Source organism: Erythrobacter sp. K21-9 (assembly GCF_055808355.1).
Map to the genome: position 1 here is coordinate 463,683 of NZ_CM147866.1, position 25,175 is coordinate 488,857.

Below are 25,175 nucleotides of genomic sequence, written 5' to 3' on the forward strand. Positions count from 1 at the left end.
AGCGCGCCGCGTTTTGACGCATTGCAGCAAAACCGCCTAGGCGGCTCACTCCGTTTCATCGAATTGTCACAAAACAGTCGCTTTTGTGCAGCGCAACGCGCCTAGTCAGAGCGCCGTTCACCGTCATTCCTTTGTGACCAGGGGCTAATTCATGAAACTCAAGTATCTCTTGGCAGCGAGCGTCGTCAGTCTCACTGCCGCCACAACTTTTACAACACCGGTAGCTGCCCAGCAGATTACTTCTGGCATCGAAGGTTCGGTTACCGACGATACCGGCGCAGCACTGCCCGGAGCGGTCGTCACCATCACCGACGAGCGTACCGGTTCGGTCCGCACCGCGACCGCAGGCTCCGAAGGCGGCTTCCGCGTCGGCTCGCTCCCGCCGGGCGGTCCATACACAGTAACCGTCACCGCGTCGGGCTATGAAGGCCAGACCGTCGAGGACGTGTTTACCAGCATTTCGGGTAACACCGGCTTCAACTTCACGCTCGCCGCGACCGCTGCTGGCGGCGCGGACAATGTCATCGTCGTTACCGGCGCGCGCGCCGGCGTGACCCAGCTTGCCGTCGGCCCGGGTACCGCATTCGACACCGCGACGCTCGAAGCATTCCCTTCGATCACCCGCGACGTTCGCGACATCATCCGGATCGACCCGCGTGTCAGCCTCGAGCAGAGCAACGACGTCGATCGTATCTCGTGCCTTGGCGGCAATGACCGCTCGAACACCTTCACCGTTGACGGGATCATCCAGTCCGACGTGTTCGGTCTGAACGGCGCGCCATTTGCTGCACGTAACTCGCTGCCGCTTCCGTTCGATGTGATCGAGCAGACTTCGGTCGAGTTCGCTCCGTTCGACGTCGAGTATTCCGACTTCACCGGCTGCCTCGTGAACGTCGTCACCAAGGCCGGTCAGAACGAATTCTCTGGTTCGGCATTCTACACCTACTTCGACGAGAGCATGCAGAATGACTCGGTCGTCGAAGCCGACGGTACGACAACCGGTATCAATGCCGGCCGCGAAGAGCGGTGGGGCGCCACGCTTTCGGGCCCGATCATTCCCGATCGCCTTTTCTTCTCGCTCGGCTACGAAGAAGTGAAGCTGGCCGACGGCTTCAACCGCGGACCGTTCGGTTCGGGCGCTGCCGACGAGGAAAACTTCGTAACCCAGGCCCAGTTCGATCGCTTCGCGCAGATCGCCAACGACGTCTATGGACAGGACATTGGCGGTCTTCCTTCGCAGCTTCCGGAAGGTAACGTCCGCTATTTCGGCCGTCTCGATGCGCAGATCACCGACGATCACCGCCTTGAGGCTACCTATCAGCGTCTCGAAGAAACCAATGTCGAATTCGACGGCGGCGGGGAGACCTTCACCGGCTTCAACTCGTTCGAAGACGAAGGCACGATCTCCGATTACTACTCGGTCCGTCTGTATTCCGACTGGAGCGACACGATCTCGACCGAACTGCGCCTCAGCCGCGCCGAAGTCGGCGACGTTCAGGGTCCGGTCGGTTTTGGCGAAGCCCAGTCGGACAATCCGACCGTGCGCCTCGTTGTTGGTCTCGACAATGAAAACAGCGGCCTGATCCCCGACGGGGAAGCTGGCGGCCTCGCTACCGGTCCGGGCATCTTCCGCTCGGCCAACCAACTCGACACCAAGATCGATCAGGCCCGCTTCATCCTCAACGTGGATGCAGGCGAAGGTCACTTCCTGAAGTTCGGTGCCGAGATCAACGACCTCGAAGTGTTCAACCTGTTCGCGATCAACGCAACCGGTACGCTGTTCTTCAACGGCCTCGACGATTTCGAGCAGGGTCTGCTCGCACCGGGAACGGGCGGCGACTTTGACGGTCCTGCCGATGTCGTGGCCGGTGATGCGGGTGGCGGTGCCATTCGTGCCGGTATCGACGGCGATATCAACAACGCTGCCGCGCTGTTCAGCCGCCGGGTGTATTCGGTGTTCGCACAGGACGAATGGCAGGCGACCGACCAGCTGAGCCTGACCGCCGGCGTGCGTGTCCAGCTCTATGATGGCGACGCGCCGCGTGCCAACGGTCTTTTCCAGGAACGTTTCGGTTTCACCAACGCGGTATCGTTCAGCAAGATCGATCCGGTCGTGCTTCCGCGTATCGCTGCGACCTACGAATTCGACAATGAAGGCTTCTTCTCGGCAAGCCGTGTGACCGCCGGTCTCGGTGTGTTCGCGGGCGGCGATCCGGTTGTCTATTTCTCGAATGCGTTCTCGAACGATGGATTTGCATCGGTATCGGGCGACACGGGTGACTGCGCTACCGCAGATCTTCCGATTGATGCGGCTACCGGCCAGATCGACGTCGTAACCGGCGGCGGCTTCACCGGCTTCCCGCAATGCGCCATCGATGCAGCGGCCGCTGGCGCGGCTGCCGGTAATGGCGACCTCCAGTCGATCGCACCCGATTTCGACATTCCGACCGCGGTTCGCGCCAATGTCGGCTTCGCAACCGAAATCGGTACCGACAGCGGGTTCTTCTCCGGCTGGCGTCTGAACGTCGATTACATTTACACGCGGTTTAACGACACGCTCAACGTGAACGACCTCGTGCAGGTAATCGATCCGTCGCTCGGGCTTAACGGCTTCACGGTCGATGGCCGCGAACTGCGCCGTCCGATCGACCCGCTGCGGGCCGGCTGTAACGCGACCTTCGTAACCGGCAATCCGCCGACTTTCGATAATGTCACCCCGGAATGTTTCGGCACCAGTCTCGACGACTTCGTGCAGTTGAACAATGGCCCGAGCTTTGACAGCCACAACGCCTCGTTGATTCTGACCAAGCGCTTCAGCGAAGGTCTGTTCACCGACACCGGCAGCGTGAATGTGAACTTTGGTTACGCATTCAGCGATAGCGAGCAGACCAACAACTTCCGCTCGTCGACCGCGACGTCGACCATCGACAACTTCCCGGCCTTCAACCGTCAGAGCCCTGCGGTCTCGCAGTCCGGCTTTGAAACGCGGCACAACTTCACCGCATCGTTGTTCGTCCGTGAAGAATTCATCGATGGTTTCGACACCGGCCTCGGCATCTTCTTCCGTGCTTCGGAAGGTCGTCCGTACAGCCTCGTGTTCGACGATGGCCGCCCGTTCTTCGACGATGCCAGCGCGCGTGAGCAGAACGCGCTGCTTTACATCCCGACCGGCCTGAACGATCCGAACCTTTCGCCTGACAGCGATCCAGCTGCGGTCACCGCACTGCTGGCGGCGATTAATGACGGTACCGGTGTCGTGAGCGACTTGAACTGCGAATTCACTCCCGGTGAAACGATCAAGCGCAACTCCTGCCGCAACGAGTGGTTCTTCGACATGGATATCCGTTTGAGCCAGGAACTGCCGTTCCTCGGATCGTTGACGGGTATCAAGGAAGACCGCATCGAAGTGTTCGCGGATTTCGCAAACTTCCTGAACCTGCTCGACGGCGACTGGAACACTCGCCGCGCACTTGGCGGGTTTGACGGACGGGTCGATCTTGTTGACGGCGCGTTCGACGATCAGGGCCGTTACGTGATCGACAACTTCAACGGCTTTGCCGGTGAAGCGGATACCTTCGTCAACAACAGCATCTGGCGTATTCAGGTCGGTGCCCGCTACGAATTCTAGTTCGTCGCACTCCGATTACAGGAAAAAGCAGCGGCGGGGCCTTGGGGTCCCGCCGTTTGCTTTTGTGGCCGGGTTGCAGCGCATGGCGCGCGGCTCGCTTGCCTATCAGGCGTGCCTTGCTTCTCGCGCTCCGGCCGCGCTTTCGTCGGCAAGATTAAGCAGCTCGGTCGCCAGCGCATGCTGGACGGAGCCATCCAGCTCATTCCTTAGCGCGCGTTCGAGCGCAGCGGCCTGATTGCCGAGTTCAGGCTCGCCAAACATCGCGGCAGTGCCTGCCAGCTTGTGGACGGTCCGCGCGAGTTCGATCCGGTCTTCGTCCGTGAGCGAAGCATTGGCGAACAGGCCTTTGCGCGCGGCTCCGCGAACCGCCTCGACCGCTTCGCTCCGCCGCAAATGCCAGCGCTCGATCAGCTTTTCGGACTTCACCTGCGGAACCGCTGCGAAGTCTGAAACTTGGCCGTTCCTCGGCATCCCTTCTGACCGGCTGTCGGTGCCATCAGCCTGCTCTTGGCCCGGCGCCTGCGCGCCGGACACAGCCGTATCCTCTGGTGCGGTCTCGACGATACGCGTGGGGAGCCAGCGCTGCAGCGCGCGGGCGAGATCGGCGAACACCAGCGGCTTTGCCAAGTGGGCCTGCATCCCTGCATCGCGCGCCGCGGCAATATCTTCGGGAAATGCGTTGGCGGTCAAGGCGACGATAGGCAGCGTATCTGCACAGATACCTTCTGCGCGAATGGCCCGCGTCGCGGCATAGCCGTCACAGCCGGGCATCTGAATATCCATCAGGACAAGGTCGAACGGCGATCCACGCATCACGCTGTCGATCACCATCGAAATTGCCTCGTTCCCGTCATGGGCCACCGCGACCTTCTGGCCGCAGCGCTCAAGCATTTCGGTTGCCAGGAGACGGTTGATGTCGTGGTCCTCGGCCAGAAGAATGCGGGCATCGCTCGGCATGTTTTCAAGAGCAAGTTCGGTTTGAACGGGGCCGTCCGACCGGACCGGTTCTGCGTGCACAGCGGGCAGCGTGAGGGTGAAGCAAGACCCGGAGCCCGGCGTGCTTTCGGCCTCGATAAAACCGCCGAGCAATTCTGCGAGCTGGCGGCTGATCGTCAGGCCAAGGCCGGTTCCGCCGAAGCGCCGCGACGTGTCGCTCTCGGCTTGGGTGAAGGGCTGGAAAATCGTCTCGAGGCGTGATGGGCTGATGCCTATGCCAGAATCGCGGACCTGTACGCTGAACTTGTTTTCATCGACCGTGTAACTCACATTTATGGAGCCGCTTTCGGTGAATTTCACTGCGTTGCCAATGAGGTTGAGCACGATCTGTCGCACGCGCAGCCCGTCCGTTTCGATCCAGCTGGCTCCTCTCTGCTGATCGCCCGATGCCTCGAATATGAGTTCGACACCCTTCTTCTTCGCATTGGCCCGGTGCAGCGATGCGCATTCCTGCAGTGTCAGGTGAATATCGACAGGGGCATGCTCGATCGTGATCTGCCCCGCTTCGATCTTCGACAGGTCGAGTATATCGTTGAGCAGCAGCATCATCGAACGGGCCGATTGCACGATCAGCTGCGTCTGGCGGCGCTGGTCGGCGTCGAGGTCGCTCTGCAGCATGAGCTCGGAAAATCCGAGCACACCGTTCATCGGCGTGCGGATTTCGTGGCTCATATTGGCGAGGAATTCCGACTTTGCATTGGCCGCGTTTTCGGCGTGGCGGCGGGCGCGGGTCAGCAGCAATTCCAGCTCGACCCGCTCGGTCACGTCCCTCGCGGACACGACAATTCCCTCGCGCTTCAAGTTCTCTGGATTGTACGCGATAGCGCAATCGGCTTCGATGAAAACAGGTGTACCATCATCGCTATCGAGGAGGCGGCGATATGTGAAACGCTCCTTGTCGGATTCGCCGGAGACGAGCCTCCTCTGCGCGAGCGTAATTCGGTCCCTGGCATCCTCATGCATCCGGTCCGTGGGCCGCTGTCCGACCAGAACCTCGGGATCTTCGCCAAGCACATCACGGACCGAGGGCGAGGCATAGGTGCACACTCCCTCGAGGTCATAGCGCATCACCGCGTCGGTTATATTGCCCGCCAGCAGATCAAGCTTGCGCTTGCCCCCGTCCAGCTCCTGCATGATCCGGTCACGGCCCGCGAGGATTGCCGCGATCGGCAAACCCGTCAGGAAATTGGCCGCGATGAATGTCTGAACGAGATAGACCTGCGTGACAGGAGACGCGGTTACCCTGTCAATCGGCCCATAGCCCCACCAGGTCATCGCGCTGGTCACGGCGGCGACCGCTAAGACATGAAAGGCCGTGCCGAGGCTTCCCATGCGAAAGGCGTGAAGCAGCGTGATCGGCGGTATGAGGAACAGCAGCGGGTAGATATCCTGACGAAAGACGAAATAGGCGCAGGCCATGCCGCCAATCAGCAAGGTCACCCGCTCGGCGAGCTCAGCGCCCGAAATGCGCTGAGAAGACCGCGCAGCATCGACGATCAGCAGGACTGTGGGTACGATCAGCACCATACCCATGCTGTCGGTCAGAAACCACGCGGTTGCCCCGGACCACATTGCCTCCACATCCGGGCCCATGACGGTTGCTGCAATGATCGCTGAAACAACCGGGCCGGCAACCCCGCCAGCCCAGATGAAGCGCGTGAGATGCGGCAGCTGAGTCATGTCGGGCCGGTCACCGCAGGCCTTACGTGTCAGACCTGTGACGAGGGCGATGTCGACGATATTGGCCAGCGAAAAGACCGGCGTCATTGCCGCCGGGATACCGCCCATCAAATTGCCAAGCATGCTCGCGGCGAAGACGCAGGCGTAAAACGGTATCTCGTTTCGCAGCCTGACGGTCAGGAGAAACGCAACCGCAGCTGCATTGGGAAACCATACGCTGGCGAGCGCCGCGTCGAATTTCGACAGCGACAGGCTGAGCACTGCGAGCAGGAAAAAGCCAAGCCCCCCGAGCGCCGCGACACCCAAATCTGCGGCATCGATCGGGCCCGTTGCGAAACCGCCAGCGCGCTTGCGCGTTACATCCGGGTCTATGCCAGTAATAATCCTCTCCATCGCACTGCGCTCCAGCTTTGGTATAGGAAAACGCACGATCCAGAGGCGCTATCGCCACCGAAATGGACCAGAAAGACAGCAACCCAGTTGACGAGTACCTCCGTAAAAACCCGTTACGCAGGCCCGATGCGCCGCCCTCGCTGGTGGCTGGTCGTGATCATTATCCTGCTACATGTGGCCGCGCTTTATGGATTGGCGCGCGCGCTTGCGCCTGATTTCACCGCTTCGGTCGAAGACAGCGTCGTCTCTGCTTTCACGGTGACGATCACGGCGCCTCCCGATCCGCCGCCGCCTGAAAACGAGTCCGAGCCCGATGAAGGCGCCCAGGGTGCGCCCGGCGAGCAGGCCGTCCCTCAGCCAGTGACCGCGCCCAAGACGCCGATCGAGCAGCAGCCCAGGCCGCTGCCCGAGGCATCATCGACCGGCACCGCAACCAGATCGGGCGCGCGCGAAACGGGCGAAGGCACCGGTGCGGCAGGCTCCGGTCCCGGAACCGGCAGCGGAAATCGCGGCGGCGGGCAGGGCGGAATAGCTGTCAGCAAGCCGGTGCACATCTCCGGCGGGATCGACAACGCACGTGACTATCCGGTCCCGCCCGGCGGGCGGCAGGCGCGCCGCGGGACAGAGGTGATCGTTCGCGTGATCGTCGGGGTCGATGGCCGCGCGCGCCAGTGCTCTGTCTACCGCGCCAGCCCCGATCCGGAGGCCGACCGCATCACGTGCCGGCTGGTCGAGAACCGGCTTCGCTTCCGCCCGGCGCAGGACGGCAATGGCAATCCTGTCCCGGCGCCGTTCTATTGGCGGCAGAGATGGTTCTGAAACAGGCCAGATAGAACGCCGAGCGCACGAAATCAGGCTGGTATCGCGCGGTCCGGCTGATATAGGCGGCGCTATCGCTGCCTTCCACGAATTCTCACGGATACGAAAAGCCGTCTCATGCCCAATACGATCCACCCGGTCATCCTGTGCGGCGGCAGCGGCACGAGGCTCTGGCCGGTCAGCCGCAAGGACAAGCCCAAGCCATTCCTGCCGCTAATCGGCGAACAGACCCTGTTCGAACAGGCGGTTAGCAGGGTCGCAGGCGATGCGCGCTTTGCTGCGCCGGTAGTCGTCGCTGGCGAGCGGCACATCGATCTGATCGAGGCGCAGATCGCTACTTCAGGTGCGGCAGAATCTTCGCACCGCATCATTGTCGAGCCGTGTGCGCGCAACACCGGTCCGGCAATCGCGCTCGCCGCTGCGATGCTCCCGGATGACGATATCATGCTGGTGTGCCCCAGCGACCACCATATCGCGGATGAAACCGCTTTCCGCGCAGCCGCTCTTGCCGCTGCGGAGCTTGCCGCAGATGACTGGCTGGTGTCTTTCGGCATTGCACCGACCCATCCCGAAACCGGCTATGGCTACCTGCATCGGGGTGAGACACTTGGAGCAGGTTTCACGATTGCCCGCTTTGTCGAAAAACCCGATCTTGAGCGGGCCAAGGCCTATCTGGAAAGCGGCGAATACAGCTGGAATGGCGGGATCTTCGCGTTTCGGGCAGGCTTTCTGATGCAGGAGCTCGCCGCGCATCGCCCGGACATGGCGAGCCTCGTGAAACAAGCCGCCGCGCAGGGGCGCGAGGATGGCAGCCTGTTTCATCCCGCCGCCGAACCATTCGCCGCGATCGAGGGAGATTCGATCGATTACGCGGTCATGGAAAAAACTGCCCGCGCCGCGATGGTCCCTGCCGACATGGGCTGGTCCGATATCGGCAGCTGGGCTGCGCTTCATGACGCTCTGAAACAGGGCAGCGATGACGGAAATGTCACGCGCGGCGACGTCGATCTGGATGGCTGCACCGATGTCCTGGCGTTCAGCGACGGACCGCGCATTTCTGCCGTCGGTCTCGACGATATCTGCATAATCGTTTCGGACGGCGAAGTTCTTGTGACTACGCGCGATGGCGCCCAAAGGGTCGGGAAATTGCCCGGCGCTGCCAATCAATGACGACGCGCGCTATTTCTGAGGAGCCGCGCAAGCTTTCGACGAAATTGGTCGAGAAAGTCTGGGGACGTGACACCTTGCCAGCCCCATTTTCGGCCAAGTCCGGACGGCGGATCGGAGAAATCTGGTTCGAGCCTGCGCCCGAATTGCCGCAGCTGCTCGTCAAATATCTCTTCACCAGTGAAAAACTCTCGGTCCAGGTCCATCCCGGAGACGCGAGCGCGCTTCCCGGTGAGGCGGGCAAGGAGGAATGCTGGCTCGTACTCGATGCCGAACCGGGTGCGAAACTTGCTATCGGGTTCGAGGAGCAGCTGGCGCCGGAGACGGTCAGGGAGGCGGCGCAGAACGGGTCGATCGAAGAACTGCTGACCTGGCATGACGCCAAGGCTGGCGACATATTCTATCTGCCCGCCGGGACCGTCCACGCCATCGGGCCGGGCCTGTCGCTGGTCGAAGTGCAGCAGAACAGCGACACGACCTTCCGGCTGTACGACTACGGCCGCGCGCGCGAGCTTCATCTCGAACGCGCGATGGCCGTGGCCGATACGGGGCCATATTCCGGCGCGCATCGCAGTTCGGTGTCGCAGCGCGGACCGGTGCTGATCGATGGCGAGCATTTTCGTCTCGACCGTATTGAAGGAACGCCCGGTGCGTCCTGCGAAGCCGCCTATGCAGGCGGTCTGCTCGCGCTACCGCTTTCGGGCCGGGTGCTGCCGCGCGATGGAAACACGAGCGCCGAAGCGGGCGAGTGCTTATATGCGCCGAACATTGGCGCGCTCGATTTCAGCGAAGCGGGCGTGACGCTGCTTACGCGTCCTTCACATCCCTGACCGGATCCTGCGCCTCACAAGCGGTTTTCAGCAATTGCTCTATATCGCCGCGCCCATAGGGCTTGCGCAGCAATGCCTGCGCTCCAAGCTCTTCGATATTGTCCGCCATCTCGGCATAGCCGGTCGCTAGCACGAAGCGCGCGCCCTTTTCCTTGAGAGCCAAGGCCACAGGTTCGCTGGATTCGCTGCCGAGGTTGTAATCGATAATGGCGAAGTCGGGCAGTTTGGCTTTCAGCGAGGCCAGGGCGCCGGACACGCTGCTCTCGACGCTGACCGATTTCACACCAAGGCGTTTGAGGTTTTCCTCGGTGTCGAGCGCGATGATCATGCTGTCTTCGACCACGAGCACATGGGTCGGCATGGCGGTGTCGCCGTCATTGTCCGGTGCTGCGGCAGGGCTCGAAGCGGTGTCATTCGCGGCCTTCCTGGCCGGATTACTCGGCGACCAGGCTGAATTCTCGGCGAGAAAACGATGCGGAACCGTGAAATCCGCCTCCAGCCCTGTCAGCTTGAAGCGCAGAACGGCATCGCCCTTGAGCTCGTGCGGTATCGAGCGTTCGATGATGGTCGAGCCAAAGCCGCGCCGCGTCGGCGCCTTCACCGGCGGTCCGCCGCGCTCGCGCCATTTGATCTCCAGATCGCCGAAAGCGTTCGCGCCTATGTCGACCGAAATGCTTCCCGTGCTGTCGCACAAGGCGCCGTACTTGGCGGAGTTGGTAACCAGTTCGTGCACCACAAGCGCGAGCACGGTGTAGGCTTCCGGCTTGATCAGGACATCGTCGCCCGTCAGCTTGAAACGGCCCTTCTTCTCGTTGAGATAGGCCCCAAGTTCGGTTTCGAACAGCGCCGAGAGCGGCGCTGGCGACCAGTTTTCGCGGGTAACGTTGTCATGCGCAGAGGCAAGCGCGGATATCCGCCCGCCAATGATCGCGGCAAAATTCGACACGCTCATCGCGTCGTCCTGCGATTGCGATACGAGGCCGCGAATGAGGTTGAGGATATTGCGGACGCGGTGATTGAGCTCCGCGATCAGCAACTCCTGGTGCTCCTGTGCGCGGGCCCGCTCGCGCGCCGTCTCATCGGTCATCCGCAGGATTACCTCGAGCAGGATGACGCGCAGGGATTCCGCTATCTGGAGTTCGTCATCGGACCATTCTTCGCTGTGGCCCTCGACGCTTTCTTCCCACGCGGCAAAGCTGCTGCGCGGCTGGAGCCGTTCACCGGGTGCAGCAATCGCCTTGGTCGGGTCGCCTGCCCATTTCACTGTCTGCGTGAGCGGCTTGCGCCACAGAACCAGGTAATCGCGCGGACTGCGCGATATCGGCAGGATGAGCGCGCCCGCTGCCACATCGCCGAATACCGAAGCGCTGGGTATTTGCCGCTTCAGTTCAGCCGAGGCGATGATCGCGCCGTTCGGCGCGCTGCTCAGCGCCGGGCCGAGAGCCTTGAACTCCTGCTCGCCCGGGGCGGCACCTCTCGCGCTGTATTGCTCCCCGATCCACAATGATGCCCCGTCATGCGGGATGACGTCTTGCAGGACATCTTCGAGGATCGGCAGGCTATCCGCGAGGTCGTTGCCGCCTGCAAATCGCAGCATCAGCTGGTCGTGCAACTCTCGCCCGCGATTCCTCTGCGCATCGGACCGCGCGATCAGGATGCGGTCAAGCATGAGCGAGAACATCTGGCTGAACATTTCCGCCACGGTGCGGAGCGAATACGCTGGCAACTTCGGCTCGGCATGGTGGCATGAGAACATGCCCCAGAGCCTGTTGTGCCGAACGATCGCAATGGTGAGCGAGGCCTGCGCGCCCATATTGCGCATATATTTGACGTGAACCCGGGAATGCGACCGCAGCGCGCTCATCGACAGGTCGAGTGGCTCACCATACATCGACAGGGCCGGTTCGATAGCGACCGGCTCCTCATCCATATCGGCAATGATCCGGAAGCGGTTGCGGCGGAACAGCTCGCGTGCCTGCTGCGGAATATCGGCTTGCGGATAGCGCAGTCCGAGGAACGGTTCGAGGTCATCGCGCCGGTCCTCGGCAATGACTTCGCCGCTTTCGTCGCGGTGGAATTTGTAGACCATCACGCGGTCGTAGCCGAGCATCTGCCGCACGAGCTCCGCGCCTTTATCGCACAGCGCGCCCATATCCCTGATCGGCTCGAGCTGGGACAGGACCGGGCCGATAAGCGCGAGGTGGTCGGAATATTCGGCGTCCGCATGGCGCTCGAATTCGATCACAAATTTGCCGCCGCTGGGATGGATTGCGCAATCGAACAGCTCTCCGCCGCTGGTGAGCCGGAGGCCGAAGATGCGCTCGACCTGATCATCTTCCGATTGCCGGGAAATGGCGCTTTTTAGAGCGTCCATCGCGTTCGGCGTAAAGTGATTGGCAAGCCGGTCACCGACATCCGGGAGGGTGCCGATACCGAGAATGTCTGCGCAATTGACCGAACGCTGGGCGATCACCCAATCGGCATTGACAGCGATCAGGCCGCCAAAGCCCTGGATCGCTGCAATCTGGTGGATCGGTTCCCGATCGCATTCGGTCAGGGCGGAATTTGGATGGCTGTAATTCATGGAGGGCCCATCGGACAGGAATGGTCGGAGGTGCGCAGGTCGGACGTCAGCGCAACATTGCCTTGCGCGTGAGCGAGAAAGTGATCGAACGCCGCTGTAGCGCCGCTGGCGGCAGCTGCAATGTCTTCCAGGGTAGCGGAGCGCTGCATGCGGCGCTTGAGACCGCTCCAGAACATCAGCATCGCCGGATCGCCGAGGAATTCGCTGGGCCAGTCCCCATGATCGGCGCGGCTCAGTTCCTTCAGGATCGAGCGATTGCCGAGCGCCGATCCAGCGAGAACCCACGACACACCGACGGCCTGAGCCTCGCTGTGCCGGTCGAGATCGAAATCCTCCCCGTCGTCGGGAATGGCTGAGCCAAGGGCCGAGAGGTCATGCGCGATCAGCGCAGACTGCACCGGGGGGCGCAATTCGGTGGGCGCATTTTCTGCAAGCCAGGCCTCGACCGGCGCGCGGGCCGCATATTGCAGGTTGAGAAAGCGCGCATAATCCTGACGGTTTTCCCAACCGCTGGCAGCTCGCATCGCTTCGTCCAGCCGGTCATGCGCAGCCGCCGTCGACCTGCGGAGGCAGGACCGCATGTCATCTCTATTGGCCACGTTGCCGATCGGAATGCGCCTCTTTGCGACCGAATTCTAGGCTGTAAGCCGAATTTGTCGGTCAATCTGTAAGCGCGAGATGACAGAATGACGCGCAAAACGCAATGAACTTCGCGAAGCCACTGTCCTGACGCGCTTTCTAAGCTATTGGTTTTGGTCTGTTTCGAGGGATATCCATAATTCTCGAGCTGGATCACTCCAGCAATTTTGATCCCTGCGTCCGCACGGCGTTTTCGAGCGTTCCGCGCAGAAATCCGAGCATCGCCGGCAGGTTCATTTCGATCACGACATGTTCGTCATGCACCTCGACCGCGCCTTCGATCCGCTGGCCGACTGCGGTGACGACCATGTCCATCTGGTCTTCATCGGACCACGAGGTGTCGATGCTCGCCATTCCGGGCGGGAAATAGCCTGCGATCTCGTGGCTGCGCTCGCGCATTCGCTTGCGCACTTCCTCTTTGCCGAGGTCATGGGGGAGACTTACGCGCATGCCCCGTCCTTCAGCTCGACTTGCCGCGAAGGTCTTCGATCATCTCGTCGCCGCCATAGCGGTATTCGAGATAGCGATCCTTGATCGCGAGATCGTCCAGCGCCCCTTCGGCAAGGCGGCGGGTCACGCGGTCGACCTCGGCCGAAAGCTTGGTGAGGCTGTCGGTCAGGCGGTCATCGGCTGTCTTGCCCGCATGGTCTTCGGTTCGCAGGTGTTCAGGCACCTTGCGGTAATTGTCGATCGTCTCCGGGATATATTCGCCGACCAACTCGCGCACTTCGCGCGCCGAAGGGTGATTGGCGTCAATAGTTTCCAGCTGAAGGCCCAGAGCATCGAGCTGCACGCCCAGCTGGTCGACCACCTTCACCGCAGGCGGAGGCAGGGCCGGGCGCTGCGATTCGAGCCACAGCTCGGTCCGGGCGACCATCTGCTTGGGATCGCCCTTGGTGAGTTCTCCCCGTTTGGGGATCTTCACCTTGGGGAAGTTGGCAAATATGAACGCCGCCGCGATCATCGCGAAGAAAGCCGAGACGATCCCCCAGAACCCGATGCCTCCCAGCACGGCTCCCGCTACCGAGGTCGCGATCATGATCGCGATCAGGGCGACTCCGAAATACCCGGCCCGCATGAGCCACGTCTTGAGCTTCGCATTGGCCGAACCCTTGCCGATCGAGGCTTCCATCCGGTGGCGACCACCGGTGCGGTTGTCGCGGACAAGCATCTTGCCCTCCGACAGCGCGCGGTCCGTTTCCTGACTCAAATTCGTCATCAGCTATCCAGCGCCAGCAGCGAAGGCTCGGAGGCGACCTTGGCCTGCGCCTGGGCCTGGCCTTCGGCGCGGGCGATGTAGCCTTTCGACTTCTCGACCTCCTCAGTGAGCACGTTGACGGTCTGTTTCATGCTGTCGAGCGCGCGGACCTTGAACTCGTCGACCTCGTCCATCGTGTCGTAAATGTTCTGGAAGGCGCGTTGCAGCGTCTCCAGCGGGATCGTCGAGGACGCAGCTTGCTCGTGGATTTGCGCGGTCTGTTCGCGCAGCAGCGTGCTGGTCGAATCGATGATGTCGGTCGTGGTCTGGTTGAGCGAGGTGATCTGCTGCAACACCAGTTTCTGGTTGGTCATCGCCTGCGCTACCGTCACTGCCGTGCGCAGCGCGCCGACCGTGGTGGTGCTGGCGCGATCGACGCCCTTCACGAGTTCGACATTGTTCTTCTTGACGAGATCGAGCGCGAGATAGCCCTGCGCGCTCACCGCCATCTGGGTCAGCAAGTCCTGCGTGCGCTGGCGGACATAGAACAGCGCGCTTTCGCGCAGGGCCTTGGCTTTTTCGGGGTCGCTGGAATCGAGTTCGAGCGCCTTGGCCTCAAGCCGCTCGTCCAGCGTCTTGGCGATGTGGATCATCTGTTCCAGCTCGCCCATCGCCTCCCACAGCTTTTGCCGCTCGGTATCGATTGCCGCGTTGTCGAGGTGCAGTTCCTTCTTGCCGCCTTCGAGCCGTTCGAGGATCGCCTGGATGTGGCCCTGCGCGCTGGTGTAGCTGTCGAAGTAGTTCTTGAGCTTGCTGCCGAAGGGAATGATGCCGAACAGCTTGCGCGGGGACAGCAGCTTGTTCTTGCGGCCCGGATCGAGGTCTTCGACCGTGCGGCGCAATTCGGCAAGGTCGCTGCCGACGCTGCTGTCAGCGTCCATCGCGCGCACCGGGCGGTCGAGGAAACGGTTGGAATGCGCGGCAGCGGCGCGAATCTGTTCCTGACCCATGCGCGTGATCTGGTCGACTTTTTCGCCGAACGCGGGGGAATTGGCATCGGATGCGACGAGGTCGGTGACGAAAGCATCGACCTTCATGTCGAGCTTCGACTTTTCCTCGGCAGAAACCGGCACCAGTCCGGCAGCCTTTTCCGGAGATACCTGCGGCACCGGATCGGGAGGCGTAAGCTCGAAATCCGTAGCGGTCTTGGTCGCCGTGGCGATGTTCGTTTCCGGCGTAGGTTCGGTGCTCATACCTGTTGTCTGCTCCCTCGTACACGCGCGCTAGAGATGAAGGTTCGCGGCGCTGATCTGTCTACTGTATTAGTGATCTAAAACACGGCTTTCAAGATTTTCGGCAAGCTAGCGGGTTTCCCCTCCTCGATCCAACGATTTGCGTTTCCGCTATCTATCGGTCTTTATGGCTCGTAAACGGGCCGTATAGACGGCTTTCAAAAGACGGGATCAAAATCAATCGTGACCGAAACCAGCACTCCCGCGGCCTCGCCCTCGACCGAGGAGAAGGAAACGACCGAGGTGAAGCCAAAAGGCTCCACCTTCGGCAGCGTCAAGTTCAGTCTGCTGCGATGGTGGAGGGCGGATGTTGTCGGCACGGTCAACCAGGCCGAAGTCATCGAAAAGCGGCGCGAAGACTGTCTGCTGTCGGAACGCTACCTGTTCATGACCGCGATGAGCGCCGGTATCGCGGTGCTCGGCCTGCTGCTGTCCTCGCCTGCGGTTGTCATCGGTGCCATGCTGCTGTCGCCGCTGATGGGGCCGATCATGGGCCTCGGGTTTGCGCTGGCGATTGGCGACTACCAATGGCTCAAGCAGTCGGCGCGCAGCCTTGCATGGGGCAGCGCGATGGGCATCGGGCTCACGGGCCTGCTCGTCTATATGTCGCCGATCCAGACAATCACGCCGGAGATCGCGGCGCGCACCCAGCCGAACCTGTTCGACCTGTTCGTGGCGCTGTTTTCTGCGCTTGCAGGCGCGTATGCGATGATCCGCGGGCGCGAGGGTACGATCGTCGGCGTGGCCATCGCCACCGCCTTGATGCCGCCGCTCGCAGTGGTCGGTTTTGGCCTTGCAACGTGGAACTGGACGGTCTTTTCCGGCGCGCTGCTGCTGTATGTGACCAACCTCATCACCATCGCGCTAACCGCGTGGGGGATGGCGCGGCTGTATGGGTTCAAGACGACCCTGAGCGCGCGCAATACGATCTTCCAGAATGTCGCGGTCGCCAGCGTGTTCATTGGCCTCGCGATCCCGCTTGCATTCTCGCTCCAGCAGATCGCGTGGCAGACGAATGCGCAGCGGATCGTGCGCGCCGAGATACAGGAAAAGTTCGACAACCGCTCGCTGATCGATGCGCTCGATATCGAGTTCGGGACCGAGCCGCTCACGGTGAATGCGACGATGCTCACCCCGACGCTTCTGGCCGAGGCGGAGGGGCAGATCGAGCGTGCGCTGTCGAGCCGGCTGGACCGTCAGGTCGAATTGTCCCTGATCCAGTATCAGGTCGGAACCAGCGCCAGCGCAGCGGAGCAGGCCCAGCTATCCGCAGCGCGCGCAAGCGAGGAAGCCGCCGCGACTGAACGCGCCGACGATCTTGCCCAGCGGCTCGCCCTGGTTGCGGGCGTCCCTGAAAGCGACGTCCTGATCGACCGCAGCAGGCGCCGCGCGCTTGTCCGGGCCGAACGGCTGGAAGACGCAAATCTCGGTGTTTACCGCGCGCTGGAGGCGCGCATTGCCGCGACCGAGCCGGAATGGACCGTAGAATTGCTGCCGCCCGCAGGCGCGTTGCCGAGCCGAAATACCGTTCGATGCCGATGGCCCGACGATGGAAGGCGCGCGTGCGCTCGGGATTATCGAGTGGGCAGCGACGCGGATCGAGATTCCGATCGTGCTCACCGGCAATGCGGAAACCGCCGCTGCGGCAGCAGAAATCCTGTCCCGGCGCGGGGTCGATGTGGAAGTGCGCGAGGGCGCGGGCCCGCTGCGCGCACAATGGGGCCAGCTGCGGACTGAATAATTCGGTCACGTGGCCGGTCCAGGCAGCCTTTCCACCAGTGCAATCCAATCCGGATCGCGCGCGAGCATCTGGCGGGCAAAGCCTGATCCGACAGCAAGGTAAAAGCGCTTTTCAGCAGTTGAGGACGCCGGAATTATCCGGCCACCGGCCGGATCAGGCGGCCAGTTCCAGCGGCACGATCTCGCCGGTCAGGTAAAGCTTTTTCGCCTTGGCGCGGCTGAGCTTGCCCGAACTGGTTCGCGGCAGGGTGCGCGGCGGGACCAGTTCGACCACGCAGCTCATGCCGGTGACCGAGCGGACCTTGTCGGAGATCTGCTCGCGCAGCTTCACCCGCTCGACCGGATCGGACACGCGGCAATGGACCAGCACTGCCGGGGCTTCCTCGCCGCCTTCGGTCTCGACCGAGAACGCCGCGATATCGCCGTGGTTGAAGCCGGGCAGCTGCTCGACCGCCCATTCGATATCCTGCGGCCAGTGGTTCTTGCCGTTGATAATGATCATGTCCTTCGCCCGGCTCGACGATGAACAGGTAGCCATTGGCGAGGTAGCCCATGTCGCCGGTGTCGAGCCAGCCATCGACAAGGCAGTCCTCGGTCGCTTCCTCGTTGCGGAAATAGGAATGCATGACGCTGGGACCGCTGCACCACACCTTGCCGATCTGGTGATCGCCGCGCGGGTGGCCGTCTTCGCCGCGAATTTCGACCTTCATGTCGGGCAGCGCCTTGCCGCAATTGACGATCGCGCGATAGCGGGCCGGGCGCGATATGTCGCGCGGCGTGCCGGACAGGCGCTCTTCCTCGACCAGTTCCACGCGGATGCCTTCGCCCGGCGGCATGACGGTCACGGCGAGCACCGCTTCGGCGAGGCCATAGGACGGGGTGAAGGCGCTTGCCTTGAAGCCTGCATCGCTGAAGGCGTTGACGAAGTTCTGCATGACATCGGGCCGGATCATGTCCGCGCCGTTGCCTGCGACCCGCCAGCGCGACAGGTCGAACCGTTCAGCCACGTTCGACTGGCTGGAAATGCGCCGCGCGCAAATATCATAGCCGAAGGTTGGTGAGTACGAGAGCGTGTTGCCCTTGTTGCTGCTGATCATGTCGAGCCATGCAAGCGGGCGGCGTGCAAAGGCATCGGGCTTCAGCATGTCGCCGGACACCTGGTTGGCAACCAGCGAGAGGAAACATCCGACAAGGCCCATGTCGTGATACCACGGCAACCAGCTGACGCAGCGATCGTTCGCGCCAAGGTGCATCGTGGTCGAGTGGCCGTAAAGATTGTGCAGCAGCGCCTCGTGCGTGACCGCGACGCCGGTCGGAAACCGAGTCGAGCCGCTCGAATATTGCAGGTAGCAGATATCGCTCGATTTAAGCTCGGGCAGGTCGCAATCCGGTGCTTCGCGTGCGGCGAAATCCTGCCAGCTTGTCCCCGCGCAGCCTTGCTTTGCAGCGGCGGCCATCGCCATTTCGCCAATGTCTTCGGGAAAGATGAGGATCGCCGGGTCGGAGCTCTTGAGCTGGACGGCGAGCTGGTCGATATAACTGTCCTTGCCGCCGAATGTTGTCGGTAGCGGCAGCGGGACGGGCCACGCTCCGGCATAAACGCAGGCGCAGAACAGGCTGGCAAATTCAGGAGCGGTTTCCGCGATCAGGGCAACGCGGTCCTGCGGTTTGATCCCGTAGGCGATAAGGCGGCGCGCCATTACCAGGGCGTCGCTGCGCATCTCGGAATACGGATAGACCCGTGAAAGTTGTCCACGCGTATCGTGGAAATTCAGGCCCTTTTCGCTCTTTGCGGCGTAATCGATTGCCTCGCCAAACGTCTCAAATTGTGCGCGGATGCGCGGCAAATCGCAATCATTTGGTGTCGGCGTCAATGCGTCGTCCCTCATTTTTCTTAGCGATACCCGTAATTTGCAGCGCGCTTAACCGCGCCCTATCATATCCCTCACACGATCCCGGCTCGTTGGCCGGAAACGCTTCAGTCTGTTCCATTTGATAACGACTGTGGCACGAATAAGGCGAAAAAGTTACAATGGGTACGAATTCGTCACCAGATAGTAGCGCTTCGGGCACGGCTGGTCAGGGCCGTAAACAGGCTCGCCAACGCAAGAAATCGCGCCCGTTAGACGAGGCGATGCTGCGCGATCTGGCGCTTTCCTATGCCGCGCGGTTCGCCACGACCGGGGCGAAACTCGAAGGGTACCTCGCCCGCAAGATCCGCGAACGCGGTATTGCAGAGGATGAGGATGGCCGCACGAACGACCTCGATGTGACCGGCCTTGTCACGCAGCTGATCGGGCTCGGCTATGTCGATGACGATGCCTATGCGCGGATGAAGACGCGCGACCTGACTGCGCGAGGGTACGGCGCGCGCCGGGTCGAGCAGGCGCTGTGGGCGGCAGGGGTCGAGGAAAATGTGCGCGAGGACAATGCGCCGGGGGAATATCGCTGCCGCGAGGCGGCTGTGCTGCTGGCGACCAAGCGCCGCTTTGGCCCGTTCGGCCATCCGGTTGGTGACGATGACGACGCTCAGGATTTCGACCAGCGCCGCAAGCTCCGCGAAAAACAGGTTGCCGCCATGTTGCGCGCAGGCCACCAATACGAGCATGTGCGGTTCATCCTCGATGCAGCGAGCCTGCGGGATGTAGAGGACTGGCTCGGCGAAGCCCGAGAGGATGAGGACTATGAGGGACGCGATGGCTTTTGATCTTGTTCGCCCGGTGCTGGGGACGCTCGCGCTGCTGGCTGCCGCCTGCGCGCCTGTCGGTGCGGCAGAGGACGCGCCCTCCTCCCCTGCCGAGCAGGCCCAGCCAAACCGCCATCCGGTCTCCGGCCTCGAAGTGATCGACCTCGAAGTGGTCAGCGGCGCTGAGCGTCATTCCTTTCGGGTCGAGGTCGCCGCCTCCGCAGAGGAGCAGCGACAGGGCCTGATGTTCCGCACCGAAATGGGCGAGGACGAGGGGATGATCTTCCCGAGTTATCAGCCGCAGTCGCGCAGTTTCTGGATGAAAAACACGCCGATGTCGCTCGATATCATCTTTATCGGCACCGATGGGCGCATCACCAATATCGCTGCAAACACCGTCCCCTATTCGCTCGAGTCGGTGCCTTCATCGGGCCTGACATCGAGCACGTGCTGGAACTCGTGGCGGGCCGCGCAGCGCAGCTCGGCATCGAGCCGGGCGACGAGGTTGTATACACGCTGCCCGACCCGCAATCGGAGTGATGTTCTCGCTTGGCGCAGGGCATCAATTGAGCTAACTGCGCGCCCATGGGAATCTTCGGAAAGATCTTCACCTGGTGGGACGGCGCGACGCTCGGCGCGCTATGGTGGGCTAAGCGCGCGGGCGGCGACCATGTCGGCACCGATGCGCAGGGCAACAAGTATTATCGCAAGAAGGCGAGGGACACAGGTGCATCGACCGGCTCCTACACGCAAGGCGAAAAGCGCTGGGTGATCTATAACGGCCCGAACGATGCGAGCCGCGTGCCGTCCGAATGGCATGGCTGGCTGCACGGCGCTTTCGATGATGTGCCCGAAAGCAATTTGCCGCCGGCAAAGATATGGGAGGTCGATTACACTCCCAACGCCACCGGCACTGCGCAGGCTTACCGCCCGCAAGGCGCGCTCGAACGCGGCGGCAAGCGGGCCCGCGCCGATGGCGATTACGAGGCCTGGTCGCCCGAGGGCTGACCCCGTGCCGATGCGCGCTTTTTTCAGGCCCCTGCCGCTATTGCTAGGACTTGCCCTTGCCGCGTGCGGCGGGGAGGCTGAAGAGGCGGAAACCGCCGAGGCTCCGAGCGAAGAGGAAGCGGAAAGCGCCGCGCCTGCAGGTGTCGGAGGCGACGCGCCGCCTGCGCAAACCGGCGCAACCCCGATGGAAGAGCGCGTCGCCACGATCGGCCTGCTCAACAAGCGAAACAATCTGAGCCAGGATTTCGAGATGCGCCCCGGTGAAACCGTCGAGGAAGGGCCGGTGATCCTGACGCTGGCCGCTTGCGAGCGCACCGCGCCCTGGGAAATGCCGCGGGAGACCGGCGCGTTCGTTCAGGTTGATATCCAGAACCGGCGCGACAGCGAGCACACCCGCGTTTTTTCAGGCTGGCTGTTCAAGGATTCGCCGAGCCTCAATGTCGTCGAACACCCGATCTACGATGTCTGGGTCAAAGACTGCGCGATGAGCTTTCCCGGCGACGAGTGAGGCGCTGACAGCGCTGCGTCCTGCAAATTTGCGAACGCTTCACCAAGCGATTTAAGCGCCGGATCTTGCGCCTTTTCGACCAGCGCAAGATAATCACCCTGCGACAGTTCCACTGCGCCCATCGACGCAAGATGATCGGTCATGAACTGGCAATCGAGCAGCTTGTATCCGGCATCCTGCATCAGCGCGACGAGCCAGCACAGCGCGACCTTGCTCGCATTGTCCGCACGGCTGAACATGCTCTCCCCGCAGAACACGGCGTCAAAGGATACCCCGTATAACCCTCCGACGAGCCGCGATTTGCCGCGTTCATCATCCTGCCAGCATTCGACCGAGTGGGCATGACCGGCGGCGTGCAATTGCTCGTAACTCGCCACGATGCGCTCGCTGATCCATGTTTCGGGATGGCCGGGGCGGGGCTGGGCGCAGGCGCGGATGACATCGCCGAATGCGTGGTCGATCGTGACCCGGTAGCGGTCGCTGCGCAGCACTTTGCGCAGGCTTTTCGATACGTGCAGTCCGTCCAGCGGGATGATCGCCCGCTCGCGCGGCTCGACCCAGAATATGTCTGTGTCCTCGCGCCGGTCCGCCATCGGAAAAATCCCGCTGCGATAGGCCAGCAGGAGTGTGTCGACCGGGATAAGGGCGCTGAAGGGAGAGTGCATCGCGTCAGCGTCAATAGCGCGCGCGGCTCTGCAGGCCAGCGCCCAAGCGGCAAAGCGTTGCGCCTGCGCTATCCGAGGCAATTGGGTTGCGTTTCAGATGTTGCCTATCGCCAGCGGCGCGGCTAAAGCGCGCGTCTCGTGCAGGGGCGTAGCTCAGTTGGTAGAGCGTCGGTCTCCAAAACCGAAGGTCCAGAGTTCGAGTCTCTGTGCCCCTGCCAATTTTTTCAGAAACACAATTCTCCTAAAATTTCGTGCGAATTGCGCGGCCTGCGGGTCGTTCGCCGTGCGTGAGGTGCGACTGATCGCCGGGCATACGGGAACCAACTTACTGGATCGCGGTTGAATCCGGCAATATGACAAGTTGATTACCCAAGGAGTTCAATACGATGACACCTGTCCCGATCCGATCGAGCCAGCCGGATAGATGGTCTAATCCGCGCCCGCATACCGATGCCTCCATTCGGCAGATGAAATACGGCCGGATCCAGCCAATGGAAGAGCCAAGCTTCATGGAACGCTTGTTTGGCCGCGTCTGAACCGAACACTTAACCCCGCACGAAAAGGGCGCCGCGGACCAGACCGCGGCGCCCTTTTGTTTTGGCGGATGTGATTGGAATGGCAGCGCGCCGAGGCGCGCCAGCCATCAATACTCTTCCGGCTCTTCCGGGGTTTCCCGCCCGTAGGTCTTGCCGGCGTTTTTCTTGCCCTTGGCAATCGCGAACACAACGCCCGACAGCAGCGCCAGCGCCAACAGGTTGGGCAGCGCCATCGCCGCGTTAGAGATATCGCCGAGGCGCCAGACAAGCTCCGAGGGCTGGGCGGCGGCAAGCCAGATCACGACGCACCAGACCACACGCCAGATGATGTGCAGGATTTTCTCACCACCCCTGCTCGATCCCGGTGTGCGGTCATAGATGAAGGTGATTGCCCGCTCGCCATAATACGACCACGTGAGCAAGGTCGTGAAGACAAACAGGATCAGCGCAATACTGGCGATGAGCGTGCCAATGGGAATGCCCGCCAATTCGATGGGAAACGCTGCGGCAAACGCCCCGCTGGTCATTTCGAACCCGACCCGGTCGGACTGCCATGCATGCAGCACCGCTTCGCCGCCCGAGGTGAAGTCCCCTCGCACGGTCAGGATAACCAGCGCCGTCATGGTGCAGATGATGATCGTGTCGATGAATGTGCCGAGCATCGCCATGCGGCCCTGCTGTTCGGGATCGTTGGTCTGCGCCACGGCGTGCGCGATAGCGGTGGAACCCTGGCCAGCTTCGTTCGAGAACAGGCCGCGTGCGACACCGGCCCGGATCGCGATGATGATCGCCGCCCCGGCAAAGCCTCCGGTCGCCGCCTGCGGGTTGAATGCGCCGTAGAATATAAGGCCGAACGTCTCGGGCAGGTCACCGAAGTTCAGGATCAGCGCAATAGCGGCCATGATGACATAGGCTCCGGCCATGAACGGAATAACCTTTTCCGCCACGCTACCGATCGACTTGATCCCGCCGATGATGACGATGAAGACAAGCACGGCGACAATCGCGCCGCCAATGGCTTCCTCGATACCGAACAGCTCGTTCAGACCATCGGCCACGGCATTGGCCTGGATCGAGTTGCCGGTGACGAGTGCCGAGAACAGCGTCCCGATACAAAAGACAATCGCGAGCCACGTCCATTTCGGGCCGAGGCCCATCATGATGTAGGTCATCGGACCGCCCCGCAGCGCGCCGTCACTGGTGCGCTCGCGGAAGCGGATTGCGAGTGAGCCTTCGGCAAAGGCGAGCGCCATGCCGAACAGCGCCGTGATCCACATCCAGAAAATCGCTCCGGGTCCTCCCAGCGCAATCGCGGTCGCGACGCCTGCCAGGTTACCGGTGCCGACCTGTCCGGAAAGCGCGGTCGAAAGCGCAGCGAAGGGGGAAATCTCACCATCGCCCGAGCCCTTGCGGCTGGCGAACAGCCCCTTGAACGCGCTGCCGAGATTTATCAGCGGATAGAATTTCAGGCCGACCATGATCCACAGGCCGATGCCCAGCAGGATGATTGTCATCGGCGGGAAGGGGAGCACTTCAACCCCGTTCCACGTGCCGCCCCAGATGAAATCCGAAACGTTGGTAATCGGCGCGATCCAAGCTTCCGCGCCGGTCGGTGCTGCAGCCATTATGGCTTCCCCTCAAACATTGATAAGCGTCCCCGAACGGGTGATCCCGAGTTTAAGCGGCGCACGCTAGAGCGGTGTTCCGGCCTTGACTAGTCCCCCAGCGACGCTTTTGCGCCGGCTCGCCGCCGAGTGTATCCGTGCAGTCACGCTTGCTTTTGCCAGGGGCGCAGCCTAAAGGCCGTGACGTCTTCCGACATTGTCAGTATGAAATGCCCCTCCGGCGATCTTGTCCCGGACGCAGACGGCACTTACCTGACAGACATTGGCTGCGGCGTTTCAGGCGCCAAGGTCACTGGCGGAAGCAACGCAGTTTTAGAAGGACGAGGCTGATCCGATGGCCGAAGAGAAAAAGAACAAGACATCCCTGCCCGAGTTCGTGAACCAGGTTCGCACCGAAACGAGCAAGGTCGTATGGCCCACCCGCGAAGAGACGGTTCGCACCGCGATCTTCGTGTTCATCTTCATGGTGATCCTGTCGCTGTTCTTCTTCGGGATCGACTCCCTGTTCAACGCAATCGTCAATTTCCTGCTGACCCTCGTCTAAGACGAAGCGGTATTGGGGCAGGCAGTCTTCAAGGATAATCCATGGCTCGCTGGTACATCATCCACGCTTATTCAGGCTTTGAAAACAAGGTCAAAGACGCGATCCTTTCCGAGGCGGAGCGTCTTGGCCTGTCCGAAGGCGTCGAGGAGGTCGAGGTTCCGACCGAGACCGTGACCGAAGTCAAGCGCGGCAAGAAGGTCCAGGTCGAGCGCAAGTTCATGCCCGGCTATGTCCTCGCAAAGCTCAACATGACCGACGATGTCTATCACCTCGTGAAAAACACGCCGAAGGTCACCGGCTTCCTGGGCAGCGGCAACAAGCCGCAGCCGATCAGCGAAAAAGAGGCCGCGCGCTATTTCGGCGGTGTCGAAGAAGCCAAGTCCGCGCCCAAGCAGCAGGTCAGTGTCGATTACGAAATCGGCGATCAGGTCAAGGTGCTCGACGGCCCGTTCGCGAGCTTCAATGGCGTGGTCGAGGAGCTCGATTTCGACAAGGCGAAGGTCAAGGTTTCGGTTTCGATCTTCGACCGCGCAACGCCGGTGGAACTCGACTTCGAACAGGTCGAACTGGTCAAGTAACGCAGCACGATCCCGCGAGGCGCGGGGTGTCTGCAACCGATACGAGAACTGACGGGCCG

At 61.9% G+C, this 25,175-nt stretch carries 18 protein-coding genes, 1 tRNA gene and 2 pseudogenes; 12 read left to right on the forward strand and 9 right to left on the reverse strand.

From position 1 onward, the window contains the following. Positions 1 to 151: 151 nt before the first annotated feature. Positions 152 to 3,628: a TonB-dependent receptor gene (locus AC0L39_RS02430; protein ID WP_473260462.1), complete on the forward strand. Its 3,477-nt coding sequence runs from the start codon at positions 152 to 154 to the stop codon at positions 3,626 to 3,628. Between the two features lie 105 nt (positions 3,629 to 3,733). On the opposite strand, the gene AC0L39_RS02435 is transcribed toward AC0L39_RS02430, so the two are convergent. Then, positions 3,734 to 6,697, reverse strand: coding sequence for an ATP-binding protein (locus AC0L39_RS02435; protein WP_473260464.1), 2,964 nt, complete (start codon positions 6,695 to 6,697; stop codon positions 3,734 to 3,736). 126 nt (positions 6,698 to 6,823) lie between these two features. Here AC0L39_RS02435 and AC0L39_RS02440 point away from each other — a divergent pair, with 126 nt between their 5' ends. The 3 genes from AC0L39_RS02440 to AC0L39_RS02450 all read left to right on the forward strand — a co-directional run bounded on the left by AC0L39_RS02440 (position 6,824) and on the right by AC0L39_RS02450 (position 9,513). Then, positions 6,824 to 7,516: an energy transducer TonB gene (locus tag AC0L39_RS02440; protein WP_473260465.1), complete on the forward strand. Its 693-nt coding sequence runs from the start codon at positions 6,824 to 6,826 to the stop codon at positions 7,514 to 7,516. 117 nt (positions 7,517 to 7,633) lie between these two features. Beyond that, positions 7,634 to 8,686, forward strand: coding sequence for a mannose-1-phosphate guanylyltransferase (locus tag AC0L39_RS02445; protein ID WP_473260467.1), 1,053 nt, complete (start codon positions 7,634 to 7,636; stop codon positions 8,684 to 8,686). Then, positions 8,683 to 9,513 (forward strand): class I mannose-6-phosphate isomerase, encoded by an 831-nt coding sequence (locus tag AC0L39_RS02450; RefSeq protein ID WP_473260469.1) that lies wholly within the window; start codon positions 8,683 to 8,685, stop codon positions 9,511 to 9,513. The genes AC0L39_RS02445 and AC0L39_RS02450 overlap by 4 nt, the downstream gene beginning before the upstream one ends. Here AC0L39_RS02450 and AC0L39_RS02455 read toward each other — a convergent pair. From AC0L39_RS02455 to AC0L39_RS02475, 5 genes are all read right to left on the reverse strand, one after another. Further along, entirely contained in the window at positions 9,491 to 12,097 is a 2,607-nt protein-coding gene (locus AC0L39_RS02455) for an HWE histidine kinase domain-containing protein (protein WP_473260470.1), read from the reverse strand. The two genes, AC0L39_RS02450 and AC0L39_RS02455, sit on opposite strands and share 23 nt — an antisense overlap. Continuing rightward, positions 12,094 to 12,678: a biliverdin-producing heme oxygenase gene (locus tag AC0L39_RS02460; protein WP_473260472.1), complete on the reverse strand. Its 585-nt coding sequence runs from the start codon at positions 12,676 to 12,678 to the stop codon at positions 12,094 to 12,096. The genes AC0L39_RS02455 and AC0L39_RS02460 overlap by 4 nt, the downstream gene beginning before the upstream one ends. 211 nt (positions 12,679 to 12,889) lie before the next feature. Then, positions 12,890 to 13,186, reverse strand: a complete 297-nt coding sequence (locus AC0L39_RS02465) for a polyhydroxyalkanoic acid system family protein (protein ID WP_473260473.1) — start codon at positions 13,184 to 13,186, stop codon at positions 12,890 to 12,892. 10 nt (positions 13,187 to 13,196) lie between these two features. Further along, a complete protein-coding gene (locus AC0L39_RS02470) occupies positions 13,197 to 13,955 on the reverse strand; it encodes a hypothetical protein (RefSeq protein ID WP_473260475.1) in 759 nt (252 codons plus the stop codon). Next, entirely contained in the window at positions 13,955 to 15,187 is a 1,233-nt protein-coding gene (locus tag AC0L39_RS02475; RefSeq protein WP_473260476.1) for a toxic anion resistance protein, read from the reverse strand. The genes AC0L39_RS02470 and AC0L39_RS02475 overlap by 1 nt, the downstream gene beginning before the upstream one ends. A 222-nt stretch (positions 15,188 to 15,409) precedes the next feature. Here AC0L39_RS02475 and AC0L39_RS02480 point away from each other — a divergent pair, with 222 nt between their 5' ends. Beyond that, positions 15,410 to 16,963: a TIGR00341 family protein gene (locus AC0L39_RS02480; protein ID WP_473260477.1), complete on the forward strand. Its 1,554-nt coding sequence runs from the start codon at positions 15,410 to 15,412 to the stop codon at positions 16,961 to 16,963. Positions 16,964 to 17,120: 157 nt separating this feature from the next. On the opposite strand, the pseudogene AC0L39_RS02485 reads toward AC0L39_RS02480, so the two are convergent. Continuing rightward, positions 17,121 to 18,855: pseudogene (locus tag AC0L39_RS02485) on the reverse strand (fatty acyl-AMP ligase). A 143-nt stretch (positions 18,856 to 18,998) separates the two neighbouring features. Between AC0L39_RS02485 and AC0L39_RS02490 the strand changes: the two are divergent. The 4 genes and pseudogenes from AC0L39_RS02490 to AC0L39_RS02505 all read left to right on the forward strand — a co-directional run bounded on the left by AC0L39_RS02490 (position 18,999) and on the right by AC0L39_RS02505 (position 21,168). After that, complete coding sequence (locus AC0L39_RS02490; protein WP_473260478.1) at positions 18,999 to 19,673, forward strand: regulatory protein RecX; 675 nt, start codon at positions 18,999 to 19,001, stop codon at positions 19,671 to 19,673. A 223-nt stretch (positions 19,674 to 19,896) separates the two neighbouring features. Beyond that, positions 19,897 to 20,004 (forward strand): annotated as a pseudogene (locus AC0L39_RS02495) (DUF192 domain-containing protein); the annotation flags it as partial. Positions 20,005 to 20,237: 233 nt separating this feature from the next. After that, positions 20,238 to 20,660, forward strand: a complete 423-nt coding sequence (locus tag AC0L39_RS02500; RefSeq protein ID WP_473260480.1) for an NADH:ubiquinone oxidoreductase subunit NDUFA12 — start codon at positions 20,238 to 20,240, stop codon at positions 20,658 to 20,660. A 10-nt stretch (positions 20,661 to 20,670) separates the two neighbouring features. Further along, positions 20,671 to 21,168: a DUF2155 domain-containing protein gene (locus AC0L39_RS02505; RefSeq protein ID WP_473262472.1), complete on the forward strand. Its 498-nt coding sequence runs from the start codon at positions 20,671 to 20,673 to the stop codon at positions 21,166 to 21,168. Here AC0L39_RS02505 and aat read toward each other — a convergent pair. Then, entirely contained in the window at positions 21,117 to 21,833 is a 717-nt protein-coding gene (gene aat / locus AC0L39_RS02510) for a leucyl/phenylalanyl-tRNA--protein transferase (protein WP_473260481.1), read from the reverse strand. The genes AC0L39_RS02505 and aat overlap by 52 nt on opposite strands. Before the next feature lie 142 nt (positions 21,834 to 21,975). Here aat and AC0L39_RS02515 point away from each other — a divergent pair. Continuing rightward, positions 21,976 to 22,051 (forward strand) — tRNA-Trp (locus tag AC0L39_RS02515). 425 nt (positions 22,052 to 22,476) lie between these two features. Here the strand turns inward: AC0L39_RS02515 and AC0L39_RS02520 are convergent. Next, a complete protein-coding gene (locus tag AC0L39_RS02520; RefSeq protein ID WP_473260483.1) occupies positions 22,477 to 23,994 on the reverse strand; it encodes an alanine/glycine:cation symporter family protein in 1,518 nt (505 codons plus the stop codon). A 334-nt stretch (positions 23,995 to 24,328) separates the two neighbouring features. Here AC0L39_RS02520 and secE point away from each other — a divergent pair, with 334 nt between their 5' ends. Beyond that, the gene (secE, locus tag AC0L39_RS02525) at positions 24,329 to 24,538 is read left to right on the forward strand and encodes a preprotein translocase subunit SecE (protein ID WP_473260485.1); all 210 of its coding nucleotides are present in this window, start codon (positions 24,329 to 24,331) and stop codon (positions 24,536 to 24,538) included. A gap of 41 nt (positions 24,539 to 24,579) precedes the next feature. Then, positions 24,580 to 25,116, forward strand: a complete 537-nt coding sequence (gene nusG, locus AC0L39_RS02530; RefSeq protein ID WP_473260487.1) for a transcription termination/antitermination protein NusG — start codon at positions 24,580 to 24,582, stop codon at positions 25,114 to 25,116. Positions 25,117 to 25,175 lie beyond the last annotated feature (59 nt).